We start from the raw sequence: 25,366 nt of genomic DNA, 5'->3' as shown, positions 1-25,366 counted from the left end.
ACCACCGGGAGCGACGGTGCGGCGGTCCTCGACCGCGGCACCTGTGGACGCTGGAATGCCTGTAGCGGCGCCGGCGCACGGCTGGGGACAGGTCGCGGCGGGCTGACTTGCTGGGCGGCAGTGGTGGGCCCGACCCTTGAGCCCGGCCCTGGCCTACCCGATCGGGAGGGACCGACTCGGGATGAACGCTTGTTGGACATGAGACTCCGCCTCGCGAGATCGGGTCGGCCACAGAGCCAGCTCCACCGAGTCGGCCCCAGCGGACGCTCGATCAGCCGCGCGCCGGTCAGCTCTACTATGGCGCTACGGAGAGCGTACTACTAGGCAGCTACGTAGAAGTTGCGCGCCAGGCGCCCGTCCGCGAGCGACAGCCAGATCTACTAAGGTGCGTAGTATCTGCAGCGTCATGCAGGTACACGGCAGGGCCCGTACGACGGGGGCCCCGCCGGGCGGCGGCCGCCGGCGGACCTCATGGCGGCACGCCGCTCGGACAGCCGCCGGCGGCTGTCGTGTGACCACATCGGCACGACCTACACAAGGACAGGTGGCAGGTGACCGGCCCCTCGATCTCCCGGCGCGGACTGCTCCTCGGGGCGCTGGGGCTGGCCGGAATGGCGGCGACCGGCGGCACCTGGGCGGCCTTGCCCACGACGGCCACCGCAGCGGAGGGCCGAGTGCTGGCCGGCTCCGACGCGGTGCGCCGCGTCGAGCAGGCCCGACTCGCCCGAGGCACCGGCCGTCGTGTCCGCGCATCGGTCACCGCCCAACCGGTCGAGGTCGACCTCGGAGGACGAGTCGTCCGCACGTGGTCCTACGGCGACCAGGTGCCCGGGCGGCCCCTGCGCTGCACCGCCGGAGACCTGCTCGAGGTGGACGTCCGCAACCGGCTTCCGGAGCCGACCACGGTGCACTGGCACGGTCTCCGGCTCCGGAACGACATGGACGGCGTACCCCACCTGACGCAACCCGTGGTCCCCCCCGGGGAGACCATGCGCTACACCTTCGTCGCTCCCGATCCGGGGACCTACTGGTTCCACCCGCACGTGGGCATGCAGCGCGAGCGGGGGCTCTTCGCACCGTTGATCATCGACGACCCGCGCGAAGCCGGCGACTACGACGTGGAGTTCGTGGTCGTCCTCGACGACTGGATCGACGGCGCCGCGGGGACCCCGGATGAAGTCCTGTCCGAGCTCCGCAACGGAGACATGGAAGCGAGCTACAAGGTTCCCGTCCAGGCCGGACAGATCGAGGACCGGTCAGCGTCCTGGGACTACCACCAGACCGCCGAGATGGCCAACATTCCGGCAGGGCAGACGCCGGTGTCCGCGGCGTCGCGCATGGCCGACAGCGTGCGCTACCCGTTCTACCTGCTCAACGGGCGCCTGCCCACGGCCCCCGAGACGTTCGCCGCCATGCCGGGTCAACGGGCACGAATCCGGCTGATCAGTGCCGCCGGGACGACCACCTTCCGAGTAGCTCTCGGAGGCCACCGGCTGACCGTCACCCATACCGACGGGTTCCCGGTCGAGCCGATCACCGTCGACAACCTCCACATCGGCGCCGGCGAGCGCTACGACGTGCTCGTCACCCTCGGAGACGGGGCCTTTCCACTGGTGGCGATCGCAGAAGGCCATGGGGCCCAGGCGCTCGGGGTGGTCCGCACAGCCAGCGGTGAAGCCCCGTCAGCCGCTGCGGCTCCCCGGGAGCTGAGTGGGCGACTGCTCCGGCTGACCGACCTCCGCGCGGCGCCCACCGTTGGCCAGGACAACTTGCCCCCGGACGTGACCCACACGCTCCATCTGACCGGAGACATGTTCAGCTTCGCCTGGCGCATCAATGCCCAGAGCTACGACCACGCACGCCCCTTCGCCGGCATCACTCCCGCGGAGATCCGGGAGGGCCAGCGTGTCCGACTGGAGCTGGTCAACCAGACTCCGATGTACCACCCGATGCATCTGCACGGCCACAGTTTCACCGTGCGAGGCTCTGGTGACCTCTTTCCGGGGGCAGCTGCCGGTGAGCTGCGAGATCCGGCACGGAGCCGCCTCCCGATGTTCGCCGGTGCGGTGAAGGACACGGTGATGGTGGCGCCGGGGGAACGGGTGATCGCCGACTTCACAGCCGACAATCCGGGCCAGTGGCTGACCCACTGCCACAACGCCTACCACATGGGCACGGGCATGGCGACGATCGTCTCCTACATCGCCACGTCCTCGGCCTGAACGGCGTACTGCATCCGCGGTCACCACCCGAGAGGGCCACCACGCGCCTCGCAGCGCGGTGAGAGTTCGCCCCGCCGGTGGGCGCCCGCGTCAGCGGCGCGCCTGCCGTGTCAGGCGGGCGCCTGATTGCCCCGGTCACCCAGCTGCTGGCGGGCCCGGGCGATCGAGACCTCCTCGCGCGCCTGCCGCAGCTCCTCGTCGACGTCGACGGAGGGGGCTGCCACAGAGCGGCCCCCTCCCGAGGCGCCACAACTACCGCCGCCCCGATTCATCTGCCACATCATCACTCCCATGGACAGGGGGCAGACCAGCGCGATGAGCAGCGGAAGTGCCGCGGTACTGGCGGCCGGGGCCATCAGCCAGAGCGCCACGCCTGCGGCGATCAGACCCCCGATGACCTTCGGGTTCAGGCAGCACCGCATCGACCTGAGCATGTCGTTTCTCCCTGCGCTCGCAGACGTGGTCTTACTACTATCCAGGCTAGTAAAGCCGATCGCCGGACGGCCCCGCAAGCGCATCCGCCGGCCTGTGCCCCGGCGTGGCGATCAACTAGTCCCCTGCACCTGCGGCTCAACCACGGCCGTCGCGGCACTGTGCGCAGTGATCTCCCGGGGACGCCTTCGCCGCCGCAGGATGGCGATAACGGTGGCGAAGAGCATGGCCACCCCGTAGGTCGCCGCAATTCGTCCGGCGGTCTGCTGGTCCTCGATCGGCATCGGCCCCCAGAGGCGTAGCAGCTGACTCCACCACTCCGCGGCCAGGAGTGGGCCGCTGCGGAGCACCACGATCGCAACCGCACCGTGGACCGCTGCCCACCCTGCGAGCGCCGCGAGGACGACGGGGAGCCTCGGCGCCGCCGCGGTGCCCGGTCCGGCGGGGCCGAGCAGTGCGCGGAAGAAGAGCGTCCCACTCATCAAAAACAGGGGGAAGAAGACGACGTCCGCGACCTCCGACCGTAGTAGCCAGCCGTACAACCCGGAGACGTAGACGGAGTAGTTCACCACCAGGTAGACCGGCAGAGCGACCAGTGGGTGCAGGACTGTCCCCATCACCGGACGACCACGGAGTGCCACCAGCCACTCCCGCGGTCCTCGCAGGTCCTGCCCCGTCGAGGGCCGCAGGGCGCTCATGGCAAGTCGGCCCGGTCGAGCCAGCACCATCAGCAGCGGCGCGGCGAGGGACAGAGTGAAGTGCTGGAGGACGTGCACGCTCGACAGCACCCCGCCATAGCTGGCAAGCCCGCTGCTGGTCACGAGGAGGACCAGAGCCCAACTCGCGGACCAGGCGAGGGTCCGCAGCCATGGCCACGGACGTCCTCGAGCGGACATCCGCCGGACGCCGGCGAGGTAAAACCCGATCGCCGCTGCGGCCAGAACGGGGAACACGAGGCCCGGATGGACGTCCAGCAACGCGCCGGGCGATGGTGAAGCCGGCACGACGACGTCAGGAACGGCGTGGCCCCCTCCGCCCTGGGCCGCGGCGGGGGCTGTCGGGGGCGGTGTGCGGCTGAGACCGACGGCCACCCCCATGGTGGCTCCGAAGAGCACCACCTCCACGGAGAGCAGCCGGAGGAACGCTGCCGGACGTCCGGCGACGAGGGCGGGCATGGTCCAGCGCCGATGCCACGCCCCGACCACGATCAAGCCCACGAACGCCACCAGCTTGATCAGGACCAGCAACCCATAGCTGGAGCCCAGCGCCTGGGCCGGGTCGGACAGCCGGGTCAGCGCGGTAAGTACCCCACTCCCACCGACGAGCAACGCCAGCGGTCCGGCGAGTCGGCTGAACCGGGAGACGGCGGCACCGACGGCTCCGACGCTGATCGAGCGGCAGACCAGGAGGGCGACCAGTCCTCCCGCCCACAGGACCACGCCCAGGACGTGCAGGGCGACCGCGGTCGGGCCGTAGACACCGCCAGTGCCGCCGGCGTGCCCGACAAGGGCCGGCGGAAGCGCGGCGAGCAGCGCGACCAGGAGCAGACCGAGCGTCCCCCCCATGGTGAGCACCACCCTGGCGGCCATGGCGAGCACCGCAGCGAGGACAGCCACGACGACACGGGCCTGGGCCTGAGGGCTGTCCGCCAGGAACTGGACGACCGCCGTCGGCGTGACCACCGAGAAACCCCGTCCGAGGAACTCGGCCAGCAGCGCCGGAACCGCGGCCAGCGACAGCAGGCTCCATACCAGAGCCGACCACCCGGCGGTGCGCACCCACCGGTAACCGGCGGCACCGAGCAACCGGTCGCCCGGCAGGAGGACCGCCGCACCCAGCAGGCATCCGACAGTCATGACCGCAGCCAGGTCGTGCAGCACCTGCAGCATGGGCACGAGCCAGGCCGCCCCTGCATCGGACCCGGGCAGCCCGGCGACCGACGACTCCTCTTTGGACCCGGCCGACAAGGTCAGCCAGGTCAACAGCAGCGCCGCGGCGGCCGCCGGAAGGAGTACCGGCCAGCGGCTGCGCATGCGGTCGGCTGCCTGCGCAGTCACGAGAGAGTCAGCCACGTGGTTCTCGCTCAGCCCCGAGGCCCTCGCCGGCGCAGGGCCAGCACACCGAGACCGGCGACGACGGCCACCGAGACGCCGAGCATCCACCACAGCCCTGCACCGGCCCCGCCGTCGGCTACGGCCACCTCCTCGGCGGCGGCTTCCGTCACCGGCGGCTCCGGGGAGTCCGTCGAACCCGCCACTCCGGTCGGCCCGGCGTCGGAGGCTTCTGCCCCGGCGTAGCTGAAGGTGAGCTCCCCGGTCACCGGGTGCCCGTCCTGCGAGACGACTCGGTAAGCAACCAGGTAGGACCCATTGCTGCTGAGGTCCACCGGCTGCCGCACCACGGCGTCGGTCTCGGTAGCGGGGCCGGTAGTGACGGAACGCCCGTCGGCGCCGCGGACCACGACCTCGGCCGAGCCAGCCCGGACCGCCTCGGTGAAGGTCAGGGTGATCTGCCGGGGCGGTGTGGTCAGCGTCTGCGCCTCGCTCGGCTCGGAGCTGGCGAGTTCAGCGTGAGCTGACGCGCTGCCGATCCCCAGTCCGAGGACGGTGAGGACGGCGGCGGCCAGGGTTGCCAGGCGGAGCAAGAGCGACATGGTCCTGTCTCTTCGGTGCGAACGGGAGCTGTGAAGCGGTGTCAACGGGCCAGGCGCGCCGGAGGCACAGGGCAACTGGAGTGGCTCACGGCTTGGTGCACGCCAGCCGCATGACGATGCCCAGCTTCGAGCGACGCAGATGCTCGATCTCCAGCCCGGCGGCCCGCACCGCCACCTCGGGCTCCCGCAGCAGGTGGTCGGCGGCCAGGCGCAGGAAGGCCGGTTCCAGCAAGCGCTGAACCCGCCGGATCGCCGGGAGCGGACTGGCGACGTGATCGAGCAGCACCAGGCGGCCGCCCGGCCGCAGCACCCGAGCCATCTCGGCGACTGCGGCTCGGTCGTCGGGGATGCTGCACAAGGTCAGGGTGGCGATCACCGAGTCGAAGCTGGAGTCGGGGAAAGGCAGTCGCTGCGCGTCGCCCAGGCACAGGTCTGCCGGCCGGGCCAACTGCGCGGCGCGCGCCTCAGCCCGGGCCAGCATGGCCGGACTCAGGTCGATGCCGGTCAGCTCGACCTCCGGAGGGAACAGCGGGAGGTTCCGGCCGGTGCCCACGCCGACCTCGAGGACCCTTCCCCGGACCTGCCGGCAGGCCCACGACCGGCCGCCCCGGAACAGCAGCCACTCGGCGACCGTGATGACAGCGTCGTAGTGCGCGGCCTGCCGCTCGTAGACGGCGCGCACGCGCTCCGTCGTGGGCGGCGCCGCCTCCGCTCTTCTGCGTGGTGCCATGGTCACTCCTGAAGAAGTGGAGCCGTCGAGGACTCGGGCAGTGGACCTCGGGCGACTGCGGACGGCGGACGTGCTGATGCCGTTGCGGAACCTGAGGGCTCTGCGAGTGGGAACGTGATGGTGAAGACGGCCCCTCCGTCGGGTGCGTTCGTGGCGCTCACCCCTCCGCCATGCGCGCGGACGAGGGTGGCCACGACCGCCAGCCCGATCCCCGAGCCGTTTGCCCGTGCACCCCGTCCTCGGAAGTACCTGTCGAAGACCTGCGGGAGTTCCGCGTCCGGAATCCCCGGTCCGTCGTCACTCACTTCCAGGTGCACCGCATCACCCTGGGTGCCAGTGGTCACGGTCACCCGGCCGCCCACCGGGACGAACTTCACCGCGTTGCCGAGCAGGTTGGTCACCACCTGGGCCAGCCTGACCCGGTCACCGCAGACCGGCGCTGGGGTCAGTCGTAGGTCCAGCTGGAGACCACGCTCGGCGAAGCGGTGCTGGAAACCCGCAGCGACCGATCGCACCAGTTCGGCCAGATCGAGGGTGACGCGCTCCAGGGAGAAGGAGTTGTGGTCGTCGCGGGTGAGGGTCTCCAGGTCGGCGACGAGGCGCCCCAGCCGCAGGGTCTCCTCGTGCAGGGAGGAGACCAGAGCGGGCGTCAGGTCGAGGACGCCGTCCTGGACGGCTTCAAGCTGGCTGCGCAGGATGGCCAGCGGCGTGCGCAGTTCATGGGCGACGTCCGCGGCGAACGACTGCCGGAGCGCCTCCTGCCGTTCGGCGGAGGCGGCCAGCTCGTTGAACGCCGTCGCCAGCTCCGCAACTTCATCGCGCCCGCTCACCATGGCCCGCCGGCCACGGTCACCGGCGCGCAGATCATCAGCTGCTGCGGTCAGCTCCGCGAGCGGGCGGGTGACCCGCCGAGCGAACAGCAGGCCCAGGACCGAGGCGATCAGCGCTACGGCGAGTCCCCCCACGAACAGCAGCCGATTCACGGAGCTGCGGAGCTGCCGATCAGCGAGTGGCACACTGCCCTCGGGGAGCGCGACCAGCAGGGTTCCCCGCGGCTGCCCGTCGACGGTGATCGGAACGGTGACCGGGTCGGCCAGTGGTCCCGCCGCCATCATCTCCCGATGCATCTGCGCCATCTCGCTGGTGGTGCTGCCTGCGGTCGGCCAGACCGTCTCCCCCGCCGCATCGACCAGACGGACCTCGGCACCGGCCATGGACACCGCCGGCCCGAGCTGGTCGAGACGCTCGGGGTCCCAGCCCTCCGCGGACACGTACGCACCGGTGACCGCAGCAGCGATCTGGTCCACCCGAGCCGACCGTTGTTGGTCGAGGTAGGACTCGAAGCGGCTGCTGAACGCGAGATTGACCAACAGGGCGGCCAGGAGGGCCGCGACGAGCGCGATCGCCGCGAAGCCCAGGCCCAGTCGCCGGGCCAGGGAACTACTCATCGGCGGTCGCCCCGAACTTGTAGCCGATCCCGGCAACCGTCAGGACGAAGCTCGGACGCCGGGAGTGGTCGCCGAGCTTCCGCCGCAGGTTCTTGACGTGCACGTCCACCGTGCGGTCGTACCCATCGAAGCCGTGGCCCTGCAGGCGACTGATCAGTTCGGCACGCGTCCACGCCCGCCCGGGACGGGACGACAGGATCACGAGCAGGTCGAACTCCGTGCGGGTCAGCTCGATCGACTCACCGTCGAGAGTCACCTCCCGGCTCTCCTGGTCGATAGCCAGCCGGCCACTGGCGAAGGTCGGAACACGACCGGGCCGTCCGCCGCCGGCGCGGCGGAGGACGGCCCCGACTCGCGCGACGAGCTCTCGCGGGCTGAAGGGCTTGGTCACGTAGTCATCGGCGCCCAGACGCAGGCCCGCCACGCGATCTCCCTCGCTGGCCCGGGCGGTCAGCATCACCACGGGGACGTCGCTGGACCGGCGCAGCAGGCGGAGAAGCTCTTCACCCGGGATGTCGGGCAGCCCCAGGTCGAGGACCAGCAGATCGGGGCGGAGGCGTTCGACCAGGCGCAGCGCGTCTAGACCGTTCTCAGCGAGGAGGACGTGGTAGCCCTCGCGCTCCAGGTAGGCACCGACGAGTTCCCGGATCTTCGCCTCGTCGTCGACCACGAGGACGGTTCCGCTGGCGCGAGGACCTGGCCCACCGCCGAAGTCTGGCTCCACCGCTCAGGCGGCCGCGGACGCGACCGGCTGCCTACCGGACCGGTCGCGCCTCCCGGTCGCCAGGAGACCGACACCGATGGCAACGAGGACGAGCGACCAGAGCTGGGGCTGGGTCAGCCCGAGCAGGACCTCCTCGTTGAGGCGGATCTCCTCGACGAGGAACCGTGCGACTCCGCTGAGCACCGCGTACAGGCCGAAGACGTGCAGCGGTGCCCACCGGGTGCGCAGAACCCACAGCAGCCCGCCGACGGCCAGCGCGACGGCTGCTTCGTACAGCGCTGCGGGATGCACGGGAACCATGGTCGGCATCGTCCCGTCCGGGAAGGCCACTGCCCAGGGCAGGTCAGACGGCTGCCCGTAGGAGCCGTCGCCGGAGAGGAAGCACCCGATGCGCCCGATGCCATAGGCAAGTGACAGGGGTGCGGCCGCGATCCCCGCCAGCTGCCCCAGCGGAAGCTCGTACCGGCGTGCCATCACCACGACGGTCGCGACGCCGGCGATCAGGCCGCCGTACCAGGTGAACCCGGACGGTCCGAACGAATGCAGTGACAGGCTTCCGGCGTGCTCGGCGAGGTAGTACAGCTTGCCGCCGACGAATCCCATGACGGTCGCCGCGATGACGATCGACCAGGCGCGGTCGGGATTCCATCCCAAGCGTCGGAACTCACGGGCCAGCAGGTACCCCGCCACCAGTGCGGCGGCGGCCTTGCTGACGCCGTAGCTGTTGATCGGGAAACCGAAGACCTCGAACAGGACGGGCCGCACGGGTGTGCCTCTCTGTCAATGATGTCGACCGAGCGCTGGTGGGCTCGGTCGATGCGGTCGGTCTCGATCGCTCGGGACTCATCGGGGTTCCGCGAAGGGGTGCCGCCCAGGTCGAGGACGCGCTGTCGTTCGTCCCCGGCTGGCTCTCCGCTGCGCTCGTCTTCGGCGCGCTGGCGATGGTCATCGTGCGCGCATTCCGCAACCGGAGCTCGGACGTCGACCCCTCCCCCATTAGCCCGACCGACGGCGAGGACAGCGTCGTCGAACCGACCGAGACCTCACCGACCGGGAGATCATGACCATGAGTGGACGCGGTACGACCAAGAGCCCCAGCGCAGGGCCCAGCACACGAGGCGCACAAGCCGTCGCTGCCGCCCGTCGCGACCAGCGCGGCGGCGGGGCCCGGATCTGGGTGGTTGCCGGGCTCGTGGCGATCCTGGTCATCGGCGGCCTCTACGCCCTCTACCAGAGCAGCACGAGCTCCGCAGGGGCGGCCGACCCCGAGCGCTACGACGTCGGATCACCCGGCCCCGGCGAGGAGGCTCCGGACTTCACCCTGCCGGGGACGGACGGACAGGACGTATCGCTCAGCGACTTCCGCGGGGAGAACGTGCTGCTGTACTTCCACGAGGGGCTGGGCTGCCAGGCCTGCTGGGACCAGATCCGCGACCTGGAGGCGGCGACCCCTCAGCTGGAGGAGGCCGGCGTGGACCGGCTGGTCAGCATCACCAACGCCCCGCAGGACCTGCTGGTCCAGAAGATGGACGACGACGGCCTGGAATCCCTCGCACTGGCCGACCCGGACCTGGCCGCGATCGAGGCCTACAAGGCGAACAAGTACGGGATGATGGGCGACACCACGGCCGGGCACAGCTTCATCCTCGTCGACGGTGAGGGCGAGATCGTCTGGCGGGCCGACTACGGCGGGGCGCCGGACTACACGATGTACCTGCCCGTCGAGACCATCCTCGCCGACCTCGAGGCTGCTCGGACCGACCGATGACCGTCATCACGCTCCTCACCCAGACGTCCTGCTCTTTCTGCGAGCAGGCCAAGGAGACGCTGGCCCAGCTGAGCCGGGAACAGGAGTTCGAGACCCAAGAGATCAGCCTGGAGACCGAGGAGGGTCGGGCGCTGGGGGAACGACACGGCGTCCTGTTCGCCCCCGGCATCTTGGTCGACGGGGACTTCTTCTCCTTCGGCCGCCTCTCCGAGCGCAAGCTCAGGCGTGAGCTCCAGCGTCGCAACGACGTTTCCCACGACCACCGCGGCACGAGCTGGGGATGGAGACGGCCGGGCTCGTGAGGCCAGCGCATCCGGCCGGCGCCGAGAGGGGCCGGCCGGATGCGTTGCAGCCCACACGGTGGACGATCGCGGCGCTACTGGAGGGCCTGTAACTTACTAGCGTGCTTAGTCGATCCCGCGAAGACCGGCGACCGCGGTGACCAGCACAGCTGGCTCCGATCGTGTGCTCAACCGTCGCATCTTCCTGATCGCCGCCGGAGCGCTGAGCTCGACCGCGCTGCTCGGCTGTTCCGCGGGGCTGACCGGCGACGAGGGTGGCGCCGGTGAGTTCGAATTCCGGGAGCCCACAGCCGCGGCGACCGTGATCCCGGAAGAGCGGCGCGCGCCGGCCCCTGCCTTCTCGGGGGAGCTGCTCGACGGCACCCCGTTCGAGTCCTCCTCCCTTGCCGGAGACGTCGCCGTCATCAACTTCTGGGGATCCTGGTGCACCCCCTGCCGGGTCGAGACGCCGGAGTTCCAAGCCGTCCACGCCGACGTGGCCGACCGCGGTGTCCAGTTCATTGGCATCGACGTCAAGGACGAGCGACGACTGGCCGTCGCCTTCGTGGAGAGACTGGGCGTCGCCTACCCCTCGATCTTCGACCCTCGCGGTGAGGTGGCGCTGGCCTTCCGCGGCTTCCCGGCGAACGTCGTCCCGTCCACCATCCTGTTGGACCGGGACGGTCGAGTGGCTGCCGTCTACACCGGCCAGGTCCGCGGTGATGACCTACGCGCTGCGGTGGAGCTGCTGATCGAGGAGACCGAGGCGTGAGCGACCTCGCGGCGACGTTCGCCGGGATCGTCACCGATGGCTCCCTGCTGCTCGCCATGGCGGTGGCGGCACTGGTCGGGTTGATCAGCTTCGCCTCCCCGTGCTGCCTTCCGCTGATTCCCGGCTACGTCAGCTATGTCGCCGGGCTCGCCGGCGCCCAGGCCACCGCCGGCCAGCCCCGGGTTCCGCAGCCTGCCGGCGGCAGCCCCGCGGGGACGGCATCGGCCGACTGCTCCCCCGAGACCGGCAGCACGTCCTCATCACAGGCCGGGCCGGCAGCCGCCGGCCGCGGCCGGGTACTCGCCGGTTCCCTGTTGTTCGTCGCCGGCTTCAGCGCCGTCTTCGTGTCCTTCGGGGCACTGTTCGGCGGCCTGGGCCGGCTGCTGCTGGAGTGGGCACCGCTGCTCACCCGGGTCGCCGGCGTCGTCGTGATCGCGATGGGGCTGTCCTTTCTCGGCGCGATCCCCTGGCTGATGCGCGAACGCCGCATCCACCGCCGGCCGCCGGCCGGCCTGGCCGGCGCCCCGGTCCTCGGCGTCGTGTTCGGCCTCGGGTGGACGCCCTGCCTCGGCCCGACCCTGGCCGCGGTGAACACCCTCGCCTACACCCAGGCATCCGCCGGCCGCGGCGCCGTCCTCGCCCTTGCCTACTGCCTCGGGCTCGGCATCCCCTTCGTCCTGGTCGCCCTCGGTGCCCGGCGCGCCCTCACGTTCTCCGCCTTCGCCCGCCGTCACGCCCCGACGGTGATGCGGATCGGCGGTGGCTTGATGATCTTTCTGGGAATTCTGCTGCTGACCGGCTGGTGGGACGCGCTCATGATCTGGCTGCGGGCCTGGCTGGGCGCCACCGGGCTGAGCACGTCCGCCTTGTGACCGAGAAGTCGCTTCTCCGGTGGGCAGGAATGGCACGAACCCCGACCCGGCTCCTAGCTTCGATAGTAGAGTCCGTGTCAGTTGTCCCTGACGCACAGATCGGCCGAGCCTGTCGTCCATGAGTACGGATCCTGACTCCAGCGAACGCCACGCTGCGCACCCCCGAGGCATGTCGCGCCGCCGACTCCTGGGGATCGCCGGCGGCGGGACGCTCGGCATCGTCGCTGCCGGAGCCACCGGTGGGGTGCTCGGACGGGCGACGGCCGGCACAGCCACCGCACCGGTTACCCCCGGATCCGATGCTGCAGATGCCATCCCCTTCACCGGCAGGCACCAGGCCGGAATTGTCACCCCGGCCCAGGACCGGCTGCACTTCGTCGCTCTCGACGTCACCACCCACAGCCGGGACGACCTGGTCGAGATGCTGAAGACCTGGACGGAGGCCGCCCGACGGATGACCGCGGGGCAGGACGCCGGCCCGGTCGGCGCCGTCGACGGCAATGAGCACGCTGCTCCCGACGACACCGGGGGGGCGCTCGGGCTGCCGGCCTCGGGGCTGACGTTGACCATCGGGTTCGGCCCGACGCTGTTCACCACCACCGACGGCCGCGACCGGTTCGGCCTTGCGGCACGCAAGCCCGCGGCGCTTGTCGAGCTGCCGGAGTTCGCCGGGGACCGCATCGACCCGGCGATCAGTGGTGGCGACCTGTGCGTCCAAGCCTGCGCCAATGACCCGCAGGTCGCGGTGCACGCCGTCCGCAACATCGTGCGGCTGGGTGCCGGGGTGGTCAGTGTCCGCTGGTCGCAGCTCGGATTTGGCCGGACTTCCTCGACCAGTACCAAGCAGGCCACGCCGCGCAACCTGATGGGCTTCAAGGACGGCACGAACAACCTCAAGGCCGAGAACGGGCAAGCCCTCGACAGGTTCGTGTGGGTGGCTCCCGGTGACGGTGGACCGGGAGCGGACTGGCTGGCCGGCGGCTCCTACCTGGTCACCCGACGCATCCGGATGCTGGTCGAGGACTGGGACGCCGTCCCCCTCGGGCGCCAGGAGGCCGCCATGGGACGGCGCAAGGGCAGCGGCGCGCCGCTGGGGCAGCGCGCCGAGTTCGACCCGGTGGACCTCACCCAGGTCGTCGACGGCAATCCGGCCATCCCGGCCGACTCCCACGTCGCTCTGTCCAACCCGACGAACGCCGGGACGGCCATCCTCCGTCGCGGCTACAGCTTCGTCGACGGATCGGACGGATCCGGCCGGCTCGACGCCGGACTGTTCTTCATCGCGTACCAGCGCAACCCGGAGACGGGTTTCGTGCAGGTGCAGCGGAACTTGGCCGGCGATGCCCTGAACCAGTTCATCGAGCACACATCCTCGGCGGTCTTCGCCTGTCCTCCGGGAGTCGAATCCGGTGACGACTGGTGGGGACGAGCACTGTTCACCTGACGTCAATCCCACATCACCGCCCAATGAAGCGCGGTACAGCCGCCGCGACCGTATTGGCCCTCTTGTGCTCCCCACCACGACAACCAGCGAGGACAACCAGTGGACAACAAGGCCCGACGCTCCGCACTCGTCGGACTCCTCGTGCTGACGTTGAGCGCCTGCGGCGCAGGCGACGGGACGAATGAGCAGGCAGCTTCCTCTCCGGCTCCTGCAGCAGTCCCGGGAGTTGTCGCGGTGGGCGCCGACGGCGTACAGGAGCTGACCATCCAGGTGAGCGACGACTACGTGTTCACCCCCGCGACGGTCACCGTGGCCCCCCGGCCGTTGCGCCTTACCGTGCAGAGCGTCGCCGACGAGCTGACGCACGGCTTTCGATTCACTCCCGGGGGCAACCCGCAGGACATCACCGAGGAGATCTCCGTCATCGGCCCCGGCCGCAGCGAGACGGTGGAGTTCGAGGTGGACGAAGCCGGCGACTACCTGTTCGACTGCTCGTTCCACATCGGCATGGGGCAGACCGGCGTCATGACCGTGGCAGCGGACTGACCCGACCGACCCACCGCCGAATCGGCTGGGACACCTCCCCCGGCTGGCCGCAGCGCCATGGGCCCTTCTCGGTCACGCCCCCACGTAGACGGAGATGGCGCCGAAGATGGCGAACCCGGCGGTGAGGAAGATGGGCCCCAGCCGTGAGGTCTCACCTTCGTGCGCCTCTCCGATCATCTCCTCGACCACGACAGCGGTGAGCGCACCGCCGGTGAGCGCGAGCACCGACAAGGTGACGATCTCGGGGGCGTCCCGGAGGGCGAAGTAGCCGAGCGTGGCCCCGAGGAAGATCGGGACGGCGAAGCCTGCCGCGAGCAGCACCCGCCGACCGCGGCTGATGCCGGCCCTGCGCATCGTCGCGATGGCCGCGAAGCCCTCCGGAACATCGGCGGGGACCTGCCCAAGGGCGAGGAGAAGGCCCAGAGCTGGGTTGAGGACCGTGCCGGTGCCGATCATGACGCCGTCGCTGAACAGGTCCAGCGAGACGCCGGAGAAGATCCCCAGTGCGCTCCCCTGCCTCTAACCCCTGCCCATCCTCGCCTGGACATAGCCGATGGCTCGGTCGAGACCGATGACTCCCCCCACGAACGCCAACAAGGGGCACCCACCGGAGATCCGCCGCCATGGCCGGGACGGCCGCGGGCACGCTGTCACCCCTGCTCGCGCCTCGCCGCGGCGTCCTGTCACCGCTGTCAGCCCACCGCGCGCGGTGCGTGTCGTCCCGAGCCGGGAACGCCGTCCTGCCATCGTCCCGCCTTGAGCGGCGAGCGGGCGGAGCCGGTGTGCCCGCCGGTGCACGGCACTCGGATACGAGGTGCTCATGGTGCGCGGCCAGCCTGCCTGCGGCTCGCGGACGGCGGGCACGCAGCTCGCGGAAGGCCTGCTGGATCTCCGCGACCGACAGCAGTCGCTCGTCGGGTCCGACGTCGCCGCCGTTGGCCACACCGCCCGTCACGGCGCCGGCTTCGTCGACGTCCTGCAGCAATGGGCTCACGCGACGGCCGCCAGGTACTGAGGAGCCATGCCGCGCAAGGCGGTCAGCGTGCGGTTCCGCCGGCGGTACAGGGTGCGCGTCGTGATGCCGTGTGCGGTGGCGACCTTCTGGTCGGCGCGCCGGTGGTGCCGGTCGCGGCTGCACTCGGTGGCGATCAGGAGTGCGACGTCCTCGGCGTCGACTCCTGAGCGCACCGCCCACTGCAGCAGGTCGACGACGTCGAGGTCATCCTCTTCTTCGCTGACGGTGGCTGACAAGAGTCGAGTGACATCGCCGGCTGGTGGTCAGGACCTCGACCCGGTCGCGGTGGTAGCGGCTGCCGGGGCGCAATTCGGCGAGCACGGCCCGCCGGGTTCCGGCGCGCAGGTTCGCCGCGATCGCCCGCGGCCGGCGTTGCCATGGGTAGCGGCGGATCTGGCAGGCGAGCTCGCCTGCGACCACGGCGAGGATGTCGGGGTTCAGGTCTGCGAGCTGCCTGGCCATCGTCCGCACCAGCCCGCTGAGCAGGTGCAGTGTCAGCAGCAGAGCATCGTCGTCGCGGCCACCGTCCACGGCGGCCAGCCGGACGAGCGCGGCGAGCACGGCGTCGGGGCGGTCGCCCGCGCCCCCGTCGGCCCAGACGGCGAGCAGGTCATCGATGCTGCTCACCTCTGCCAGGGCCGGCTCGGTGGCTGCCCAACGGACGAGGATCGCGTCGCCGTCCAGGCGCGCGGCGAGCGCCGGCCAACTGCCGACGATGGTGGGGTCGTGGAACATGTGCGAGTCCTCCGGCATCGGTGTGATGCCGTCGACGCTCTGCGGAGATGTTCAGCAAGCCGCCACCTCGCAGGGGTGACAGGAGACGGCCGCGTCACCGCGTGACCGGCTCGATCCCGGTATCGCGTCCGCGGACACTCGGCATCTCGCAGCGAGGGGGTGACGAGGCAAGAAGCGAGGGGTGACGTAAGCGAGGTGCGACGACGAAGGCGACCTGTTCCGGGGTGACGTCCGGCTCAGCTACTCCTCACGTCCGTCGACCGGGGTCGTCACCGCGCATGGGCACGACTCCCGTCGCCCTCGACACAGACACTGCCCGCCGATGGCGATATCCGGTCAGCGGCCCTATGCGGGGATCCCCACCGGGTGGTAATCCGGGCACTTCTTCCACGACACGGTTGTGACCTTTGCGATGTCGCCTGTAAGGCGTTGGCCCTGCGGGGCGGTGGCTCATGCATTCCCTCAGGCGGTGCCCAGGGGGCTGTCGATGAGGTGGCACCAGGCACCGTTTTGCCCGCCGGGACGGAGCTCGATCGGCAGCCCCAACTGCTGGAGTGGGCGCGTTGGCCGCAGCGCGGTTCCTCGCGCTCCCACCGTGCCGTCGGCGAGACGCAGCAAGAACGACGACCGTCTCGAATCTCAGCGCACGGGGAAGTCCACGCTGGCGGTCGTGGCGGTGAACTCGTCGAGGCGGACGGTGACCGTGAGAGTCCAGGTGCCGGCAGCCGGGATGGACATACCGTCGCCGATGAAGTGGCCGGGACCTCCCGGAAGGAGGTCCACCTCTAGTGGCCCGATCTCCTGTGCCTTCTCGCTGAGCGTGACCTCGATCCCGTCCGGCTGGGTGAGCTGCCCTGACCCGTCGAACACGTAGATGTGCAAGGTGTTCGGTCCGGTGCTCGCCGGGTCGACCGTCAACTGCACGGCACCGGTCGCTTCTACGTCGATGGCGCCTTGGAGCGGAAGAGTCACGTCGACGGGCTCGACGATCGTGGAGCGGGCCGGTGGTGTCCCGACCAGGACCGCCGACAGCGCCAGGATGACGGCTCCGATGGCGACCTCGATGAGGACCGAGCGCCGGAGGGGACGTACGTCCGGCGATCCGGCGTCGGCGGGGGTGTCGGTTCGGTGATGCACGTGCTGTTCCGCCGCGGTATCTGCTTCGCCGGCGGCGAAGGCGTGCGCGGTGACCGTCCGTCGACCCGGGCGGGGACGTGGGCCTCCGAGCTGCTGCTGAACCCAGACGCGCGACACTCCCGCCACGGCCAGGAGCACGATGACGACCAGCACCTTGGCCAGGAGCAGCTGCCCGTACGTCGTCCCCGCCAGTGCGGTGGGAGAACCGACTTCCCGTACCGACTGCAGGACGCCGGTCACCACCAGCGTGCCGACCGATCCGAATGCCAGCTGGGAGTACCGCAGCAGAGCGGTGGCCAGGTGTGCGGCCGGCCCTCGGGGCCGGACGACGACGACCAGAAGCGCGATCAGACCGCCCAGCCACACCGCCATGGCCAGCACGTGCACCGACGTGATGGAAACGGCCAACCCGGGCAGAGATCCGGCAGCGGCGTGGCCGACGGCAGCGACCGTGACCGCCAGCCCCAGAAACAGAACGGCCCCCACGATCGCGAGCGGAACGGTCGGCTGAGCCTCCCGGCGCCACACGACCGTCAACACCGCGGCCAACGCAAGGCCGCAGAGGATCCGCAACAACACGATGACGCCGAAGCTGGAACCAGTGGTGGCGGATAGCAGGGACGGATCGAACACGGCTTCCAGACCGACACCGCCCACGTACGGACCCTGCAGCAGGAACGTGAGCACAGCCGCGGCCACGATGGCCACGAGGCCGGCCGAGGTCAGTCGCCGCATCGTCCGGGCGCCCCATCCGGCCGGCCAGCAGAGGAACAGGAACACCGGGATGCCGATGGTCAATGCCATTCCGGCGAAGCCGAGCCACCGGGCGACCGGCAGCGCCACGCCCAAGGCCCCGTCGACGTCGTCTCCCCCGGCCGCCGACGAGGCAGGCACGAGCTCCCCGTCACCGACGACGAACGCGTAGGCCCCGGAGATCGGATGTGCGTCCTCGGAGACCACCCGGTACGAGACGGTGTAGCTGGCATCAGTAAGCCCCGCACGAAGTGGCGCGACGACGGTGACGCCGTCCTCCACCGGCGAGCCGGTGTCCACCCGCTCCCCGCCCGGCCCCAGCACTCGGACGTATCCGGCGCCTACCGAGACCGGTTCGGTGAACTCGAGCTCGACCTCAGCGGGTGCGGCATCCAGTCGCGCCCCGTCCGCCGGCGTGGTGGCGACCAGGGTCGCGTGAGCGGACGCGGGCGGAGCGGTGACGACATCGACTGCGAGCCCGCCGGCAAGGGCCGCGAGCGTGAGCACCGCGAGCGCCGTCCACCGCCTCCAACTGGCAGGCGCCGGCGCAGAGCGGCGGAACGTCACTGACCCCGCGGGCCGCGCCACGCGATCGAGCCGACCGCGACCAGGCCAACGCATGGCATTGCCTCACAGACTTCGACGGATAGCACGGTAGGACAGCTGACGGTGAGCCCGCCGGAATCCCGAGTTGGTCGGTCCGCGGGCGACACAGGAGGTCGCGGATAGGTGTTCACGCGGCCGGGCGCACCTCAGGAACTGCGGGAGACACGGGACCGCCAGAACCACAGGCCCCCGGCGAGCGCCGCGGCGAGGAGAACGATGGTGACGATTAATCCCGTGCTGGTCGACTCGCCCTCTGTCGAGGGCTCCGCGACCTCTTCCTGCGGCTCCACGGTCGGTGCGCTGGCCGAACTCGGAGTCGACGTCGCGGCTGGGCTCGACGGCGCGGTCGTCGTCGCACCCGCGGGGGCGGCCGCGACGGTGATGGTCGGTGCGGGGTTGTCCGGTTCCGGATCGGCCTCGGTGGGGAGCTCGATCCATGCATCTTCGCGGCCATCGGAGTACCGCAACAGGGCCTTGAACGGTAACTCGGTGACGTCGAGCGGCAGCCGTTCGATCGTGACGCCGTACTCGAGGTCTTCGCCCGGAGCGATGGCCGGACCCCCGATCTCGTATCCGTCCGCGGTGGGCGCCAGGGTCCAACCGGCCGGCCCCGAGGCCAGGGACACCTGCTCCGGGAGGATCCCCTCGGGCAGCTGCGTCTTCACTCCGGCGATACCGGCGGTATCCGACTCAGCGGCTGCCGAGAACACCACGGTCACCGGGCCCGCACCGGCCTGTGCGCCGGGCGCACTTGCTTCCACGTGCGCCCTCGCAGGTCCTGCGCCGGCGAGCACGAGGCCCAGGACGGCAGTCGTCGTGACGACGGCACGTTGGCTAAAACGAGTCAACATTCTCTCCACGGTGTCCTTAGTCGTTGGCAGTGTCCGAGAAGTTCCCGCCCGGCGACGGACCGCTGAGACGTCCACCCGAACGCTCAGGCGGGTGCACCGGCGAGCTGCTGCTCTCCGCGTCGTCCGTGAAGTGGCCTTCACCGAGGGCTGCCGCAATACCGCTGTGCGCGCCCGCCGTTCGCCGACTGGTGGGAATGGGAATGGCACCGACATCTCCTCCACAGACTCTGCGAGACGGGCGAGAACTGCTGTCCCGACGGCGTCAGCCCCCACAGGCACCGACCCGGATGCCGCGGGCGTTCAGCCAGGCAACCGGATTCGACGCTCCGCTGTACATGGCGCCGTTCGGATGGACCTCGAAGTGCACGTGCGGCCCGGTCGAGTTGCCTCTGTTGCCGACCTCCGCGATCTGCTCACCGGCCATGACACGGTCGCCGGGGCGGACGAAGTAGTCGTTGATGTGCCCGTAGACGTAGACAGCACCGTCGTCCCCGAGCAGGTAGACAGCCAGCCCGAAGCCGGTGGCCGTCCCGGCACGCTTGACGGTTCCCGATATGGGGGCATACAGCGGGGTGCCGATGGGAGAGGCGACGTCCACCCCGTTGTGCGAGGTCCCCCAGCGTGCGCCGAAGCAGCTGGTGACCCGTCCGGAGAACGGTGTGGCGTAGCCGGACGACCCCGATCCACCGGAGCCGCCGCCGGAGCTGTCGTTCCGGGCCGCCGCGGCCGCCTCGGCGGCTTCTCGGGCTGACCGTTCCGCCGCCGCTGCGGCGGCGGCCTCCTCGGCTTGCTTCTGGGCCATCCACTGCTGGTAGGCGTTCCGTGCGCCCTGCAGCTCGAGCACCTTGATCTGGGCGGCCAGCAGCTGCGCCTCGAGCGTCGCCTTCTGCGCGGCCACCTCGGCGTAGGCACGCTGCTGGTCGGCCAGCTGGGCATCGGCCCGCGCCTTGGCGTCCTGTGCCGCCTCCTCGGCGGCGGCCATCTCATCGCGGGCGGCGCGGGCGGATGAGTCGGCGTTGGCCTGGACCACCTTGGCGACCTGGAGCTGGTCGAGCACGTCCACCTCGTTGGCCGCGACATAGTCGAGCAGGGCGGCGCGCTGGATCAGCTCCGCGGGGCCCTCGGCATCCAACAGCGCTGCCGTCGTGGAGGCCGCCGACCCGTTCATGTAGCTGTCGCGGGAGAATTGCGCGATGCGGGCTTCCGCTGCGGAGACGGCAGCCGCGGCCGCCTCCAGTTCGGCTGCCATCTGCTCGGCCACCGACTGCGCCTGCAGGAGCGCCTCCTCCGCGATCATGTAGTCGGTTCCCGCGGCCTCGGCCTCGATGCCGACGCGTTCGAGCTCGGCCTCGGCGGCCGCCACCAGCCCGGCGATACGGCCGACCTCCGCCGCCGCAGCCTCCTGCTCGGTCTGCGCGGCGCCGATCTGGTCGTCCGTGGGATTCGGAGGCGCGGGAGCGGCGAGGCTCGGGGTTCCAGAGCCGATGAACGCAACGCCGGCCAGCGCACCGACCAGTGCGGTCCGCAGCGGCCGGCGGAGGCCCGGACGGCTCGCTGCAGGCCGGCGGCGGCCGGCCCGTCCCGTGCGTGTCGGGTTGACCGGCCGGAAGGGACGGTGGTGGGACATGGCTTGCTCCCCGGGGAAGAGGGTGGCGGTGCGGATGAGCCCGAGCAGAGTCCCACTATCACCATTAGTAGCGGTGGCAACACGCGGAACGACCGCCACGGATCGTCACCACGCAGTGACTCAAGCGACGTCAGGAGCGCGCAACCCGCTTCGCTCGCAACGGGGTCACGCCCCAGGTCCACGTTGACCTAGTGCGACCCCGCGGTTTCCCGATCGATCACCGATCAGCAGGAAGCTAGCTGTTCGCGCTCCCATCCCCGTGTCAGTAGTCATCACGGTGTGCGGGTCGTCTCCCGGCAGTCGCCTGGTATCAGATCGATCCACCCATCTCGCGGGTCAGCCCTCAGCCACAAGCCAGGTCGATGCCGCGCGCAGCGAGCCACGGCGTGGGGTTGACGCGGTTCGCGTAGAGCCCCCCGGTGTGCGTCTCGATGTGCAGGTGCGGACCGGTCGACTGACCTCTATTGCCCACCTCGGCGATCTGCTGGCCCGCCGTGACGACCTGACCCGAGGTCACGAAGTACTGGTTGATGTGACCGTAGACGGTGATCGTGCCGTCCGGGTGCTCGATGTAGACCGCGTAGCCGAAGCCGTTCGCCGTGCCGGCGTGCAGGACCACGCCGCCCTCGGGGGCGTAGATCGGCGTCCCGATGGGGGCGGCGATGTCGACGCCGTTGTGGTTGGTCCCGGACCGGTTGCCGTAGCAGGACGTGACACGGCCGGCGACCAGAGAAGCCGTGCCGGCTTGAGCTCTAACCAGCTCCTTGCGCTCTTCCTGCTCCCAGGCGGCGGCGGGATCGGCCACCCCCCGACTGGCGAGCAGCTGCGTCTCGGCCGCGCGGAGCTGCTCCTCCAGAGCCGCCCTCTCCGCGGCGGCGGCGTCGTACGCCTCCTGCGAAACCCCCAGCTGAGCCTGCGCGGCCGCCTCGGCCTCGGCGGCGGCACGCGCTGCCGTCTCCTGCTGCGCGACCGCGGCCTTCGCAGCCCGGTCGGCCTCCTCCTGCCGCTGCTGGACCTCCTCGAACGCCTCCAACCGTTCCGCACGGTCCTCGCCAAGCAGGTCCATGGTCGCGGCCCGCTGCAGCACCTCCTCCGGCCCTGCCGCTTCCAGCAGGACCGCCGCGTCGCCGAGTGGGTCAGCCCCCATGTAGAGCTCCCGACCCACGGCGGCGACGTCCTCCTGCCCCTGCTCGACGGCGGCCTGCGCGGCCGCGAGCTCCGCAGCCGCCGCGTCCGCCGTGGCCCGGGCCGATGCCAGCTCTGCCTGGGCGGCGCGCGAGGCCTCGGCAGCCGCCTCGGCCTCGATGGTCGCCCGCTGCACCTTCTCCTCGGCAGCGGCGAGGAGCTGGTCGATCCGCTCGATCTCCGCGGCGAGCTCACTCCCCGCCGCCACGGCCTGTGGCGGATTGCCGGGGGCGGCGAGTGCCGACTGCGCGGCCGCCGCGACGAGCAAGGCCGCCATCGCTGCGGCGACCGCGCCGCGGCGGGGGGTCCGCCGCGGGGCTCGACTGGCACGGGTGGGTACGGAGGTGCTGGCTGAGTTGACGGTCCGAGCCCCGCGTCGGGCGGAGCTGCCCTCGGATGCGACGGTGGTCGGGGCATGACAATGGTGCAGGGGCGCCAAGGCGGCGTCGCTCCGTTCTTCCTGGCCGCCTACCGGGTTAGCTGACGGGTTCGGGCGGGAAGGCGCCCTACCGGGTGCGCGCAGGCGCACCCGGATTCACCCCAGGGGGATCGGTGGGTCCCCGGTCCGTCCGGCTGGGAAGCGGACGGTTCGGCGGGGCCGGTCGAGGTCCTCGCTCTGAGGACGGGGCTCGGCCGGACCGGAGAGGACGGTAGTACGAAGACGCTTAGTTGTCACGGTCGGGTAACGGATCGCCTCAGTGATGACTGGCAGAAGGGTGCGGGGCTGGTGCCGGCCGGCACGTGCCCATGCGCGGAGGAGCCATGCCGCGCACCCCGAGAGGATCGCTGTGCGCGTGCGCCCCGCCACCTCCGACGGTCAGGAGACCCCGCCGTAGGAGTGCAGCCCGGTCGAGACCAGGTTCACGAAGAGCAGGTTGAACACCAGACTGGCGAAGGCGACGAGGTTGACCCACGCCGCGGGCCGGCCACGCCACCCGGCGGTGGTACGAGCGTGGAGATAGGCGGCGTACAGGGCCCACGAGATGAACGCCCACGTCTCCTTGGGATCCCAGCCCCAGAACCGTCCCCAGGCACTCTCCGCCCAGATCGCCCCGGCGACCACCGCGAAGGTCCAGACCGGGAAGCCGAAGACCGCCGTGCGGTGGGCGACGCGGTCCAGCGCCTCCACCGTGGGCATCCGGCCCCACAGGCCGACGGGCAGCTCCTCACCTGCGTTCCGCGACCGTTCCCGGTGCGCCGCCACCAGGAGCAGAACGCTGGCCACGGCACTGACGATGAAGATGCCGAAGGAGAGGATCGCCGCCGACACGTGCACAGCGAGCCAGTCGGAGCGCAGCGCGGCGATCAGCGGCCCCGACTCGGCATAGAGGTACAGCCCGATCAGGACCAGGCCGAACACCACGGGACCGAGCACGAACAGCCCCAGCCCCCGCAGCACGGGAGCACGGAGCCCGAACACGAGGAAGGCGACGACGCCGGCCAAGAGGGCCGCCGTGCCGAACTTGTACATGTTCCCCCACGGCACACGGCCGGTAGCCAGGCTGCGCGCCACCAGCACGTCGGCATGGGCAAGAGCGCCGACGGCGGTCACGGCCATCCCGACCGGTCCACAGCGACGGCTCGGCGACTCGCCGTCGGCGGCCTGCGGCTCCGTTGGCTGCTCCGTACCTGCACCGGCGGAGACGAGCGCGGTCCTGCGAGGCGACGGTCGCCGCCCGAAGGCGGGGTCCGCCGCGAAGGCGAGCGCCGCGACGGCGTAGACAACGATCGAGACGGTGAACAGGGTGTCGGACAGCGTGGAGAGCTGCTCTGACGTTATGGGGAGCCTTCCTGACTCGTCGAACCCGGCACTCGGGGCAACCGGGTGGGAGAGGGAATGTGGAACGCCGCTGCCTTACGGCGATGCCGGGTCAGGCGTGCAAGGAGCGGGGTGTGAACCTCCGTCGGCATGTGCACCGTCTGCAGCGGCATCTGCCCACTTCGGCGCCGAACTCGGTGACCATGTCCTCGTCCGACTGGGCGCCACGCCCGTCGGTCATCCGCAGCGGCGGCGCCGGGCGTCTGTACCCTCTCCTAAACTTCGTCGTAGCAGGAGCGAAGCCCCGGCATGAAGGCGTGCGGGCCCCGGTTCATGCCCGTCACGTCCGACTGGCCTGACCGACACACCGAGGAGAAGCGCACCGGTGAGCAGGAATCTGAAGATCTCGGCAGCGCTCGTGGCGGTGTTCGTCCTGGCTGTCACCGTGCTCCTCGGACTGAACGACGACCGCAGCGCCGCCCCCGGTGCCACAGCCGACGCCGCGCTCGTCCGGGACGACAGCCATCGGCTCTCCACTGCCGAAGACGGCCGGGTGACCCTGGTGGAGTTCCTCGATTTCGAGTGCGAGAGCTGCCGGGCGGCCTATCCCTTCGTCGAGCAACTCCGGGAAAGGTACGAGGGCGAGGTCACCTTCGTCGCTCGCTACTTCCCCATGCCCGGTCACGCCAACGCCGAGAACGCCGCTGTTGCTGTCGAGGCCGCCGCTCAGCAGGGAGAGTTCGAGGCGATGTACCACCGAATGTACGAGACGCAGCCGGAATGGGGTGAGCGCCAGGACTCCCAAGCCGCGCTCTTCCGGACGTTCGCCGCAGACCTCGGCCTGGACATGGCCGCGTATGCCGCCGCGGTCGCCGACCCGGCCACCCTCGAGCGCGTTCTGCGGGACCGCGAGGACGGGCTGGCCCTGAGGGTCGAGGGCACCCCGACGTTCTTCCTCAACGGGGAGAAGCTCGAGGTGAGCTCGACGGACGAGTTCATCGAGCGCATCGATGCTGCCCTCGCCGGCTGAGAGGGTCGACGGCCGCTCTCCGGCTAAACCCCGGCGTACCTCCACGAGCCACGAGGGCCGGAACGGACCGGGTCCTGCGGACTGCACCACCACCGCCTGGCTGCTGTTGGTCGGGGGTCTGCTCGGCCTGGCAGCTTCCTTCGTCCTAGCTGTCGAGAAGTACGCCCTGCTCGCCGACCCCGGCTACGTGCCGACCTGCAGCCTGAATCCCGTCCTCAGCTGTGGGTCGGTGATGTCCAGTCCCCAAGCCGCCTTATTCGGCTTCCCCAACCCCCTCCTGGGTGTCGCAGGATTCCCCGTCGTCGTCGTGACCGGTGCGGTGCTGCTCTCCGGAGCACGGCTGCCCGGCTGGTTCTGGGGGGGACTGCAGCTGGGAGTCACGGGGGCCGTCGTCCTCGTGCACTGGCTGATCTTCAGCAGCATCTACCGCATCGGCGCTCTCTGCCCGTACTGCCTGGTCGTGTGGGCGGTGACGATTCCCGTCTTCTGGTACGTGACCTTGCGCAACCTCGCGGCCATCCACCTCCGGTCGCCTTCTTCCCTGGCCCGGGTGGTCGAGGCAGTGCGATCGGTACACGGCGTCGTGCTGACCGCTTGGTTCCTTCTGATCACTGCCGCCATCGCGCAGCAGTTCTGGCTGTACTGGAGCACCCTCGTTGACTGACAACCTGCGTCGCGCATCGTGGGCGTTGTGCGCCCTCGCGATCACGGTTGCCCTAGCGGGATGTTCGGGGAGCGGTGGCAGCAACGCCAGCACCGCCACGGAGTCGGCGACG

General features: G+C 70.6%; 26 protein-coding genes and 1 riboswitch. Of the genes, 11 read left to right on the top strand and 15 right to left on the bottom strand.

Annotated elements, in window-relative coordinates; all coding sequences use genetic code 11:
- Positions 1–551 precede the first annotated feature (551 nt).
- Positions 552–2,222, top strand: a complete 1,671-nt coding sequence (locus E9549_RS10440) for a multicopper oxidase family protein (RefSeq protein ID WP_236826472.1) — start codon at positions 552–554, stop codon at positions 2,220–2,222.
- A 110-nt stretch (positions 2,223–2,332) separates the two neighbouring features.
- Here E9549_RS10440 and E9549_RS10435 read toward each other — a convergent pair whose 3' ends face one another.
- The 7 genes from E9549_RS10435 to E9549_RS10405 form a co-directional block, all read right to left on the bottom strand.
- The gene (locus tag E9549_RS10435) at positions 2,333–2,656 is read right to left on the bottom strand and encodes a DUF2933 domain-containing protein (protein ID WP_113801648.1); all 324 of its coding nucleotides are present in this window, start codon (positions 2,654–2,656) and stop codon (positions 2,333–2,335) included.
- 111 nt (positions 2,657–2,767) lie between these two features.
- Positions 2,768–4,687, bottom strand: coding sequence for a cytochrome c oxidase assembly protein (locus tag E9549_RS10430; RefSeq protein WP_236826471.1), 1,920 nt, complete (start codon positions 4,685–4,687; stop codon positions 2,768–2,770).
- Between the two features lie 50 nt (positions 4,688–4,737).
- Complete coding sequence (locus E9549_RS10425) at positions 4,738–5,307, bottom strand: copper resistance CopC family protein (protein WP_236826470.1); 570 nt, start codon at positions 5,305–5,307, stop codon at positions 4,738–4,740.
- 85 nt (positions 5,308–5,392) lie between these two features.
- Positions 5,393–6,037, bottom strand: a complete 645-nt coding sequence (locus E9549_RS10420) for a class I SAM-dependent methyltransferase (RefSeq protein WP_236826469.1) — start codon at positions 6,035–6,037, stop codon at positions 5,393–5,395.
- A 2-nt stretch (positions 6,038–6,039) separates the two neighbouring features.
- Positions 6,040–7,485, bottom strand: a complete 1,446-nt coding sequence (locus tag E9549_RS10415) for a cell wall metabolism sensor histidine kinase WalK (RefSeq protein ID WP_236826468.1) — start codon at positions 7,483–7,485, stop codon at positions 6,040–6,042.
- Positions 7,478–8,155: a response regulator transcription factor gene (locus E9549_RS24125; RefSeq protein ID WP_236826467.1), complete on the bottom strand. Its 678-nt coding sequence runs from the start codon at positions 8,153–8,155 to the stop codon at positions 7,478–7,480. The genes E9549_RS10415 and E9549_RS24125 overlap by 8 nt, the downstream gene beginning before the upstream one ends.
- Positions 8,156–8,212: 57 nt before the next feature.
- Positions 8,213–8,974 (bottom strand): prolipoprotein diacylglyceryl transferase, encoded by a 762-nt coding sequence (locus E9549_RS10405; protein ID WP_113801642.1) that lies wholly within the window; start codon positions 8,972–8,974, stop codon positions 8,213–8,215.
- A gap of 38 nt (positions 8,975–9,012) precedes the next feature.
- Here E9549_RS10405 and E9549_RS10400 point away from each other — a divergent pair, with 38 nt between their 5' ends.
- From E9549_RS10400 to E9549_RS10370, 7 genes are all read left to right on the top strand, one after another.
- Positions 9,013–9,273, top strand: coding sequence for a hypothetical protein (locus E9549_RS10400; protein ID WP_236826466.1), 261 nt, complete (start codon positions 9,013–9,015; stop codon positions 9,271–9,273).
- Between the two features lie 128 nt (positions 9,274–9,401).
- Positions 9,402–9,977, top strand: a complete 576-nt coding sequence (locus tag E9549_RS10395) for a peroxiredoxin (protein ID WP_236826465.1) — start codon at positions 9,402–9,404, stop codon at positions 9,975–9,977.
- Positions 9,974–10,279: a glutaredoxin family protein gene (locus E9549_RS10390; protein WP_236826464.1), complete on the top strand. Its 306-nt coding sequence runs from the start codon at positions 9,974–9,976 to the stop codon at positions 10,277–10,279. Before E9549_RS10395 ends, E9549_RS10390 begins: the two co-directional genes overlap by 4 nt.
- Before the next feature lie 136 nt (positions 10,280–10,415).
- Entirely contained in the window at positions 10,416–11,030 is a 615-nt protein-coding gene (locus E9549_RS10385; RefSeq protein ID WP_236826463.1) for a TlpA disulfide reductase family protein, read from the top strand.
- Positions 11,027–11,902 (top strand): cytochrome c biogenesis CcdA family protein, encoded by an 876-nt coding sequence (locus tag E9549_RS10380; protein WP_236826462.1) that lies wholly within the window; start codon positions 11,027–11,029, stop codon positions 11,900–11,902. Before E9549_RS10385 ends, E9549_RS10380 begins: the two co-directional genes overlap by 4 nt.
- A gap of 118 nt (positions 11,903–12,020) precedes the next feature.
- Positions 12,021–13,346: an iron uptake transporter deferrochelatase/peroxidase subunit gene (gene efeB / locus E9549_RS10375; RefSeq protein ID WP_255714164.1), complete on the top strand. Its 1,326-nt coding sequence runs from the start codon at positions 12,021–12,023 to the stop codon at positions 13,344–13,346.
- A 234-nt stretch (positions 13,347–13,580) separates the two neighbouring features.
- Positions 13,581–13,892: a plastocyanin/azurin family copper-binding protein gene (locus tag E9549_RS10370; RefSeq protein WP_236826460.1), complete on the top strand. Its 312-nt coding sequence runs from the start codon at positions 13,581–13,583 to the stop codon at positions 13,890–13,892.
- A 72-nt stretch (positions 13,893–13,964) separates the two neighbouring features.
- On the opposite strand, the gene E9549_RS10365 is transcribed toward E9549_RS10370, so the two are convergent.
- Positions 13,965–14,348, bottom strand: a complete 384-nt coding sequence (locus E9549_RS10365; RefSeq protein WP_236826459.1) for a ZIP family metal transporter — start codon at positions 14,346–14,348, stop codon at positions 13,965–13,967.
- Between the two features lie 358 nt (positions 14,349–14,706).
- Here E9549_RS10365 and E9549_RS10360 point away from each other — a divergent pair, with 358 nt between their 5' ends.
- Complete coding sequence (locus E9549_RS10360; protein WP_236826458.1) at positions 14,707–14,907, top strand: hypothetical protein; 201 nt, start codon at positions 14,707–14,709, stop codon at positions 14,905–14,907.
- On the opposite strand, the gene E9549_RS10355 is transcribed toward E9549_RS10360, so the two are convergent.
- The 7 genes from E9549_RS10355 to ccsB form a co-directional block, all read right to left on the bottom strand.
- A complete protein-coding gene (locus E9549_RS10355; RefSeq protein WP_236826457.1) occupies positions 14,883–15,143 on the bottom strand; it encodes a hypothetical protein in 261 nt (86 codons plus the stop codon). The two genes, E9549_RS10360 and E9549_RS10355, sit on opposite strands and share 25 nt — an antisense overlap.
- The gene (locus tag E9549_RS10350; RefSeq protein WP_236826456.1) at positions 15,112–15,642 is read right to left on the bottom strand and encodes a hypothetical protein; all 531 of its coding nucleotides are present in this window, start codon (positions 15,640–15,642) and stop codon (positions 15,112–15,114) included. The genes E9549_RS10355 and E9549_RS10350 overlap by 32 nt, the downstream gene beginning before the upstream one ends.
- 639 nt (positions 15,643–16,281) lie before the next feature.
- The gene (locus E9549_RS10345) at positions 16,282–18,039 is read right to left on the bottom strand and encodes a copper resistance protein CopC (protein ID WP_236826455.1); all 1,758 of its coding nucleotides are present in this window, start codon (positions 18,037–18,039) and stop codon (positions 16,282–16,284) included.
- A gap of 245 nt (positions 18,040–18,284) precedes the next feature.
- Positions 18,285–18,857 carry a DUF1775 domain-containing protein gene (locus tag E9549_RS10340; protein ID WP_236826454.1) on the bottom strand — a complete coding sequence of 191 codons (573 nt, stop codon included), beginning with the start codon at positions 18,855–18,857 and terminating at the stop codon, positions 18,285–18,287.
- 394 nt (positions 18,858–19,251) lie between these two features.
- Complete coding sequence (locus tag E9549_RS10335; RefSeq protein WP_236826453.1) at positions 19,252–20,715, bottom strand: peptidoglycan DD-metalloendopeptidase family protein; 1,464 nt, start codon at positions 20,713–20,715, stop codon at positions 19,252–19,254.
- Between the two features lie 244 nt (positions 20,716–20,959).
- Entirely contained in the window at positions 20,960–22,078 is a 1,119-nt protein-coding gene (locus tag E9549_RS10330) for a M23 family metallopeptidase (RefSeq protein ID WP_236826452.1), read from the bottom strand.
- Between the two features lie 174 nt (positions 22,079–22,252).
- Positions 22,253–22,406: riboswitch (cyclic di-AMP (ydaO/yuaA leader) on the bottom strand.
- A 212-nt stretch (positions 22,407–22,618) separates the two neighbouring features.
- The gene (ccsB, locus tag E9549_RS10325; protein ID WP_236826451.1) at positions 22,619–23,359 is read right to left on the bottom strand and encodes a c-type cytochrome biogenesis protein CcsB; all 741 of its coding nucleotides are present in this window, start codon (positions 23,357–23,359) and stop codon (positions 22,619–22,621) included.
- A gap of 586 nt (positions 23,360–23,945) precedes the next feature.
- Here ccsB and E9549_RS10320 point away from each other — a divergent pair.
- Positions 23,946–24,590: a thioredoxin domain-containing protein gene (locus E9549_RS10320; RefSeq protein ID WP_236826450.1), complete on the top strand. Its 645-nt coding sequence runs from the start codon at positions 23,946–23,948 to the stop codon at positions 24,588–24,590.
- 106 nt (positions 24,591–24,696) lie between these two features.
- Entirely contained in the window at positions 24,697–25,254 is a 558-nt protein-coding gene (locus E9549_RS10315) for a vitamin K epoxide reductase family protein (protein ID WP_236826449.1), read from the top strand.
- Positions 25,255–25,366: the final 112 nt, after the last annotated feature.

The sequence above is a fragment of the Blastococcus sp. MG754426 genome, assembly GCF_021699055.1.
GTDB lineage: Bacteria > Actinomycetota > Actinomycetes > Mycobacteriales > Geodermatophilaceae > Blastococcus.
Note: the sequence above shows the minus strand (reverse complement) of the source record. Positions and strands in the feature narration are given on the sequence as shown.

Bases quoted from the DNA above. Each gene is read 5' to 3' on its own strand.
- E9549_RS10415 (WP_236826468.1), bottom strand. From the start codon at position 7,485: ATGAGTAGTTCCCTGGCCCGGCGACTGGGCCTGGGCTTCGCGGCGATC.
- E9549_RS10390 (WP_236826464.1), top strand. From the start codon at position 9,974: ATGACCGTCATCACGCTCCTCACCCAGACGTCCTGCTCTTTCTGCGAG.
- E9549_RS10420 (WP_236826469.1), bottom strand. From the start codon at position 6,037: ATGGCACCACGCAGAAGAGCGGAGGCGGCGCCGCCCACGACGGAGCGC.
- ccsB (WP_236826451.1), bottom strand. From the start codon at position 23,359: ATGGCCGTGACCGCCGTCGGCGCTCTTGCCCATGCCGACGTGCTGGTG.
- E9549_RS10435 (WP_113801648.1), bottom strand. From the start codon at position 2,656: ATGCTCAGGTCGATGCGGTGCTGCCTGAACCCGAAGGTCATCGGGGGT.
- E9549_RS10430 (WP_236826471.1), bottom strand. From the start codon at position 4,687: ATGCGCAGCCGCTGGCCGGTACTCCTTCCGGCGGCCGCCGCGGCGCTG.
- E9549_RS10330 (WP_236826452.1), bottom strand. From the start codon at position 22,078: ATGGCGGCCTTGCTCGTCGCGGCGGCCGCGCAGTCGGCACTCGCCGCC.
- efeB (WP_255714164.1), top strand. From the start codon at position 12,021: ATGAGTACGGATCCTGACTCCAGCGAACGCCACGCTGCGCACCCCCGA.
- E9549_RS10365 (WP_236826459.1), bottom strand. From the start codon at position 14,348: ATGATCGGCACCGGCACGGTCCTCAACCCAGCTCTGGGCCTTCTCCTC.
- E9549_RS10350 (WP_236826456.1), bottom strand. From the start codon at position 15,642: ATGTTCCACGACCCCACCATCGTCGGCAGTTGGCCGGCGCTCGCCGCG.
- E9549_RS10425 (WP_236826470.1), bottom strand. From the start codon at position 5,307: ATGTCGCTCTTGCTCCGCCTGGCAACCCTGGCCGCCGCCGTCCTCACC.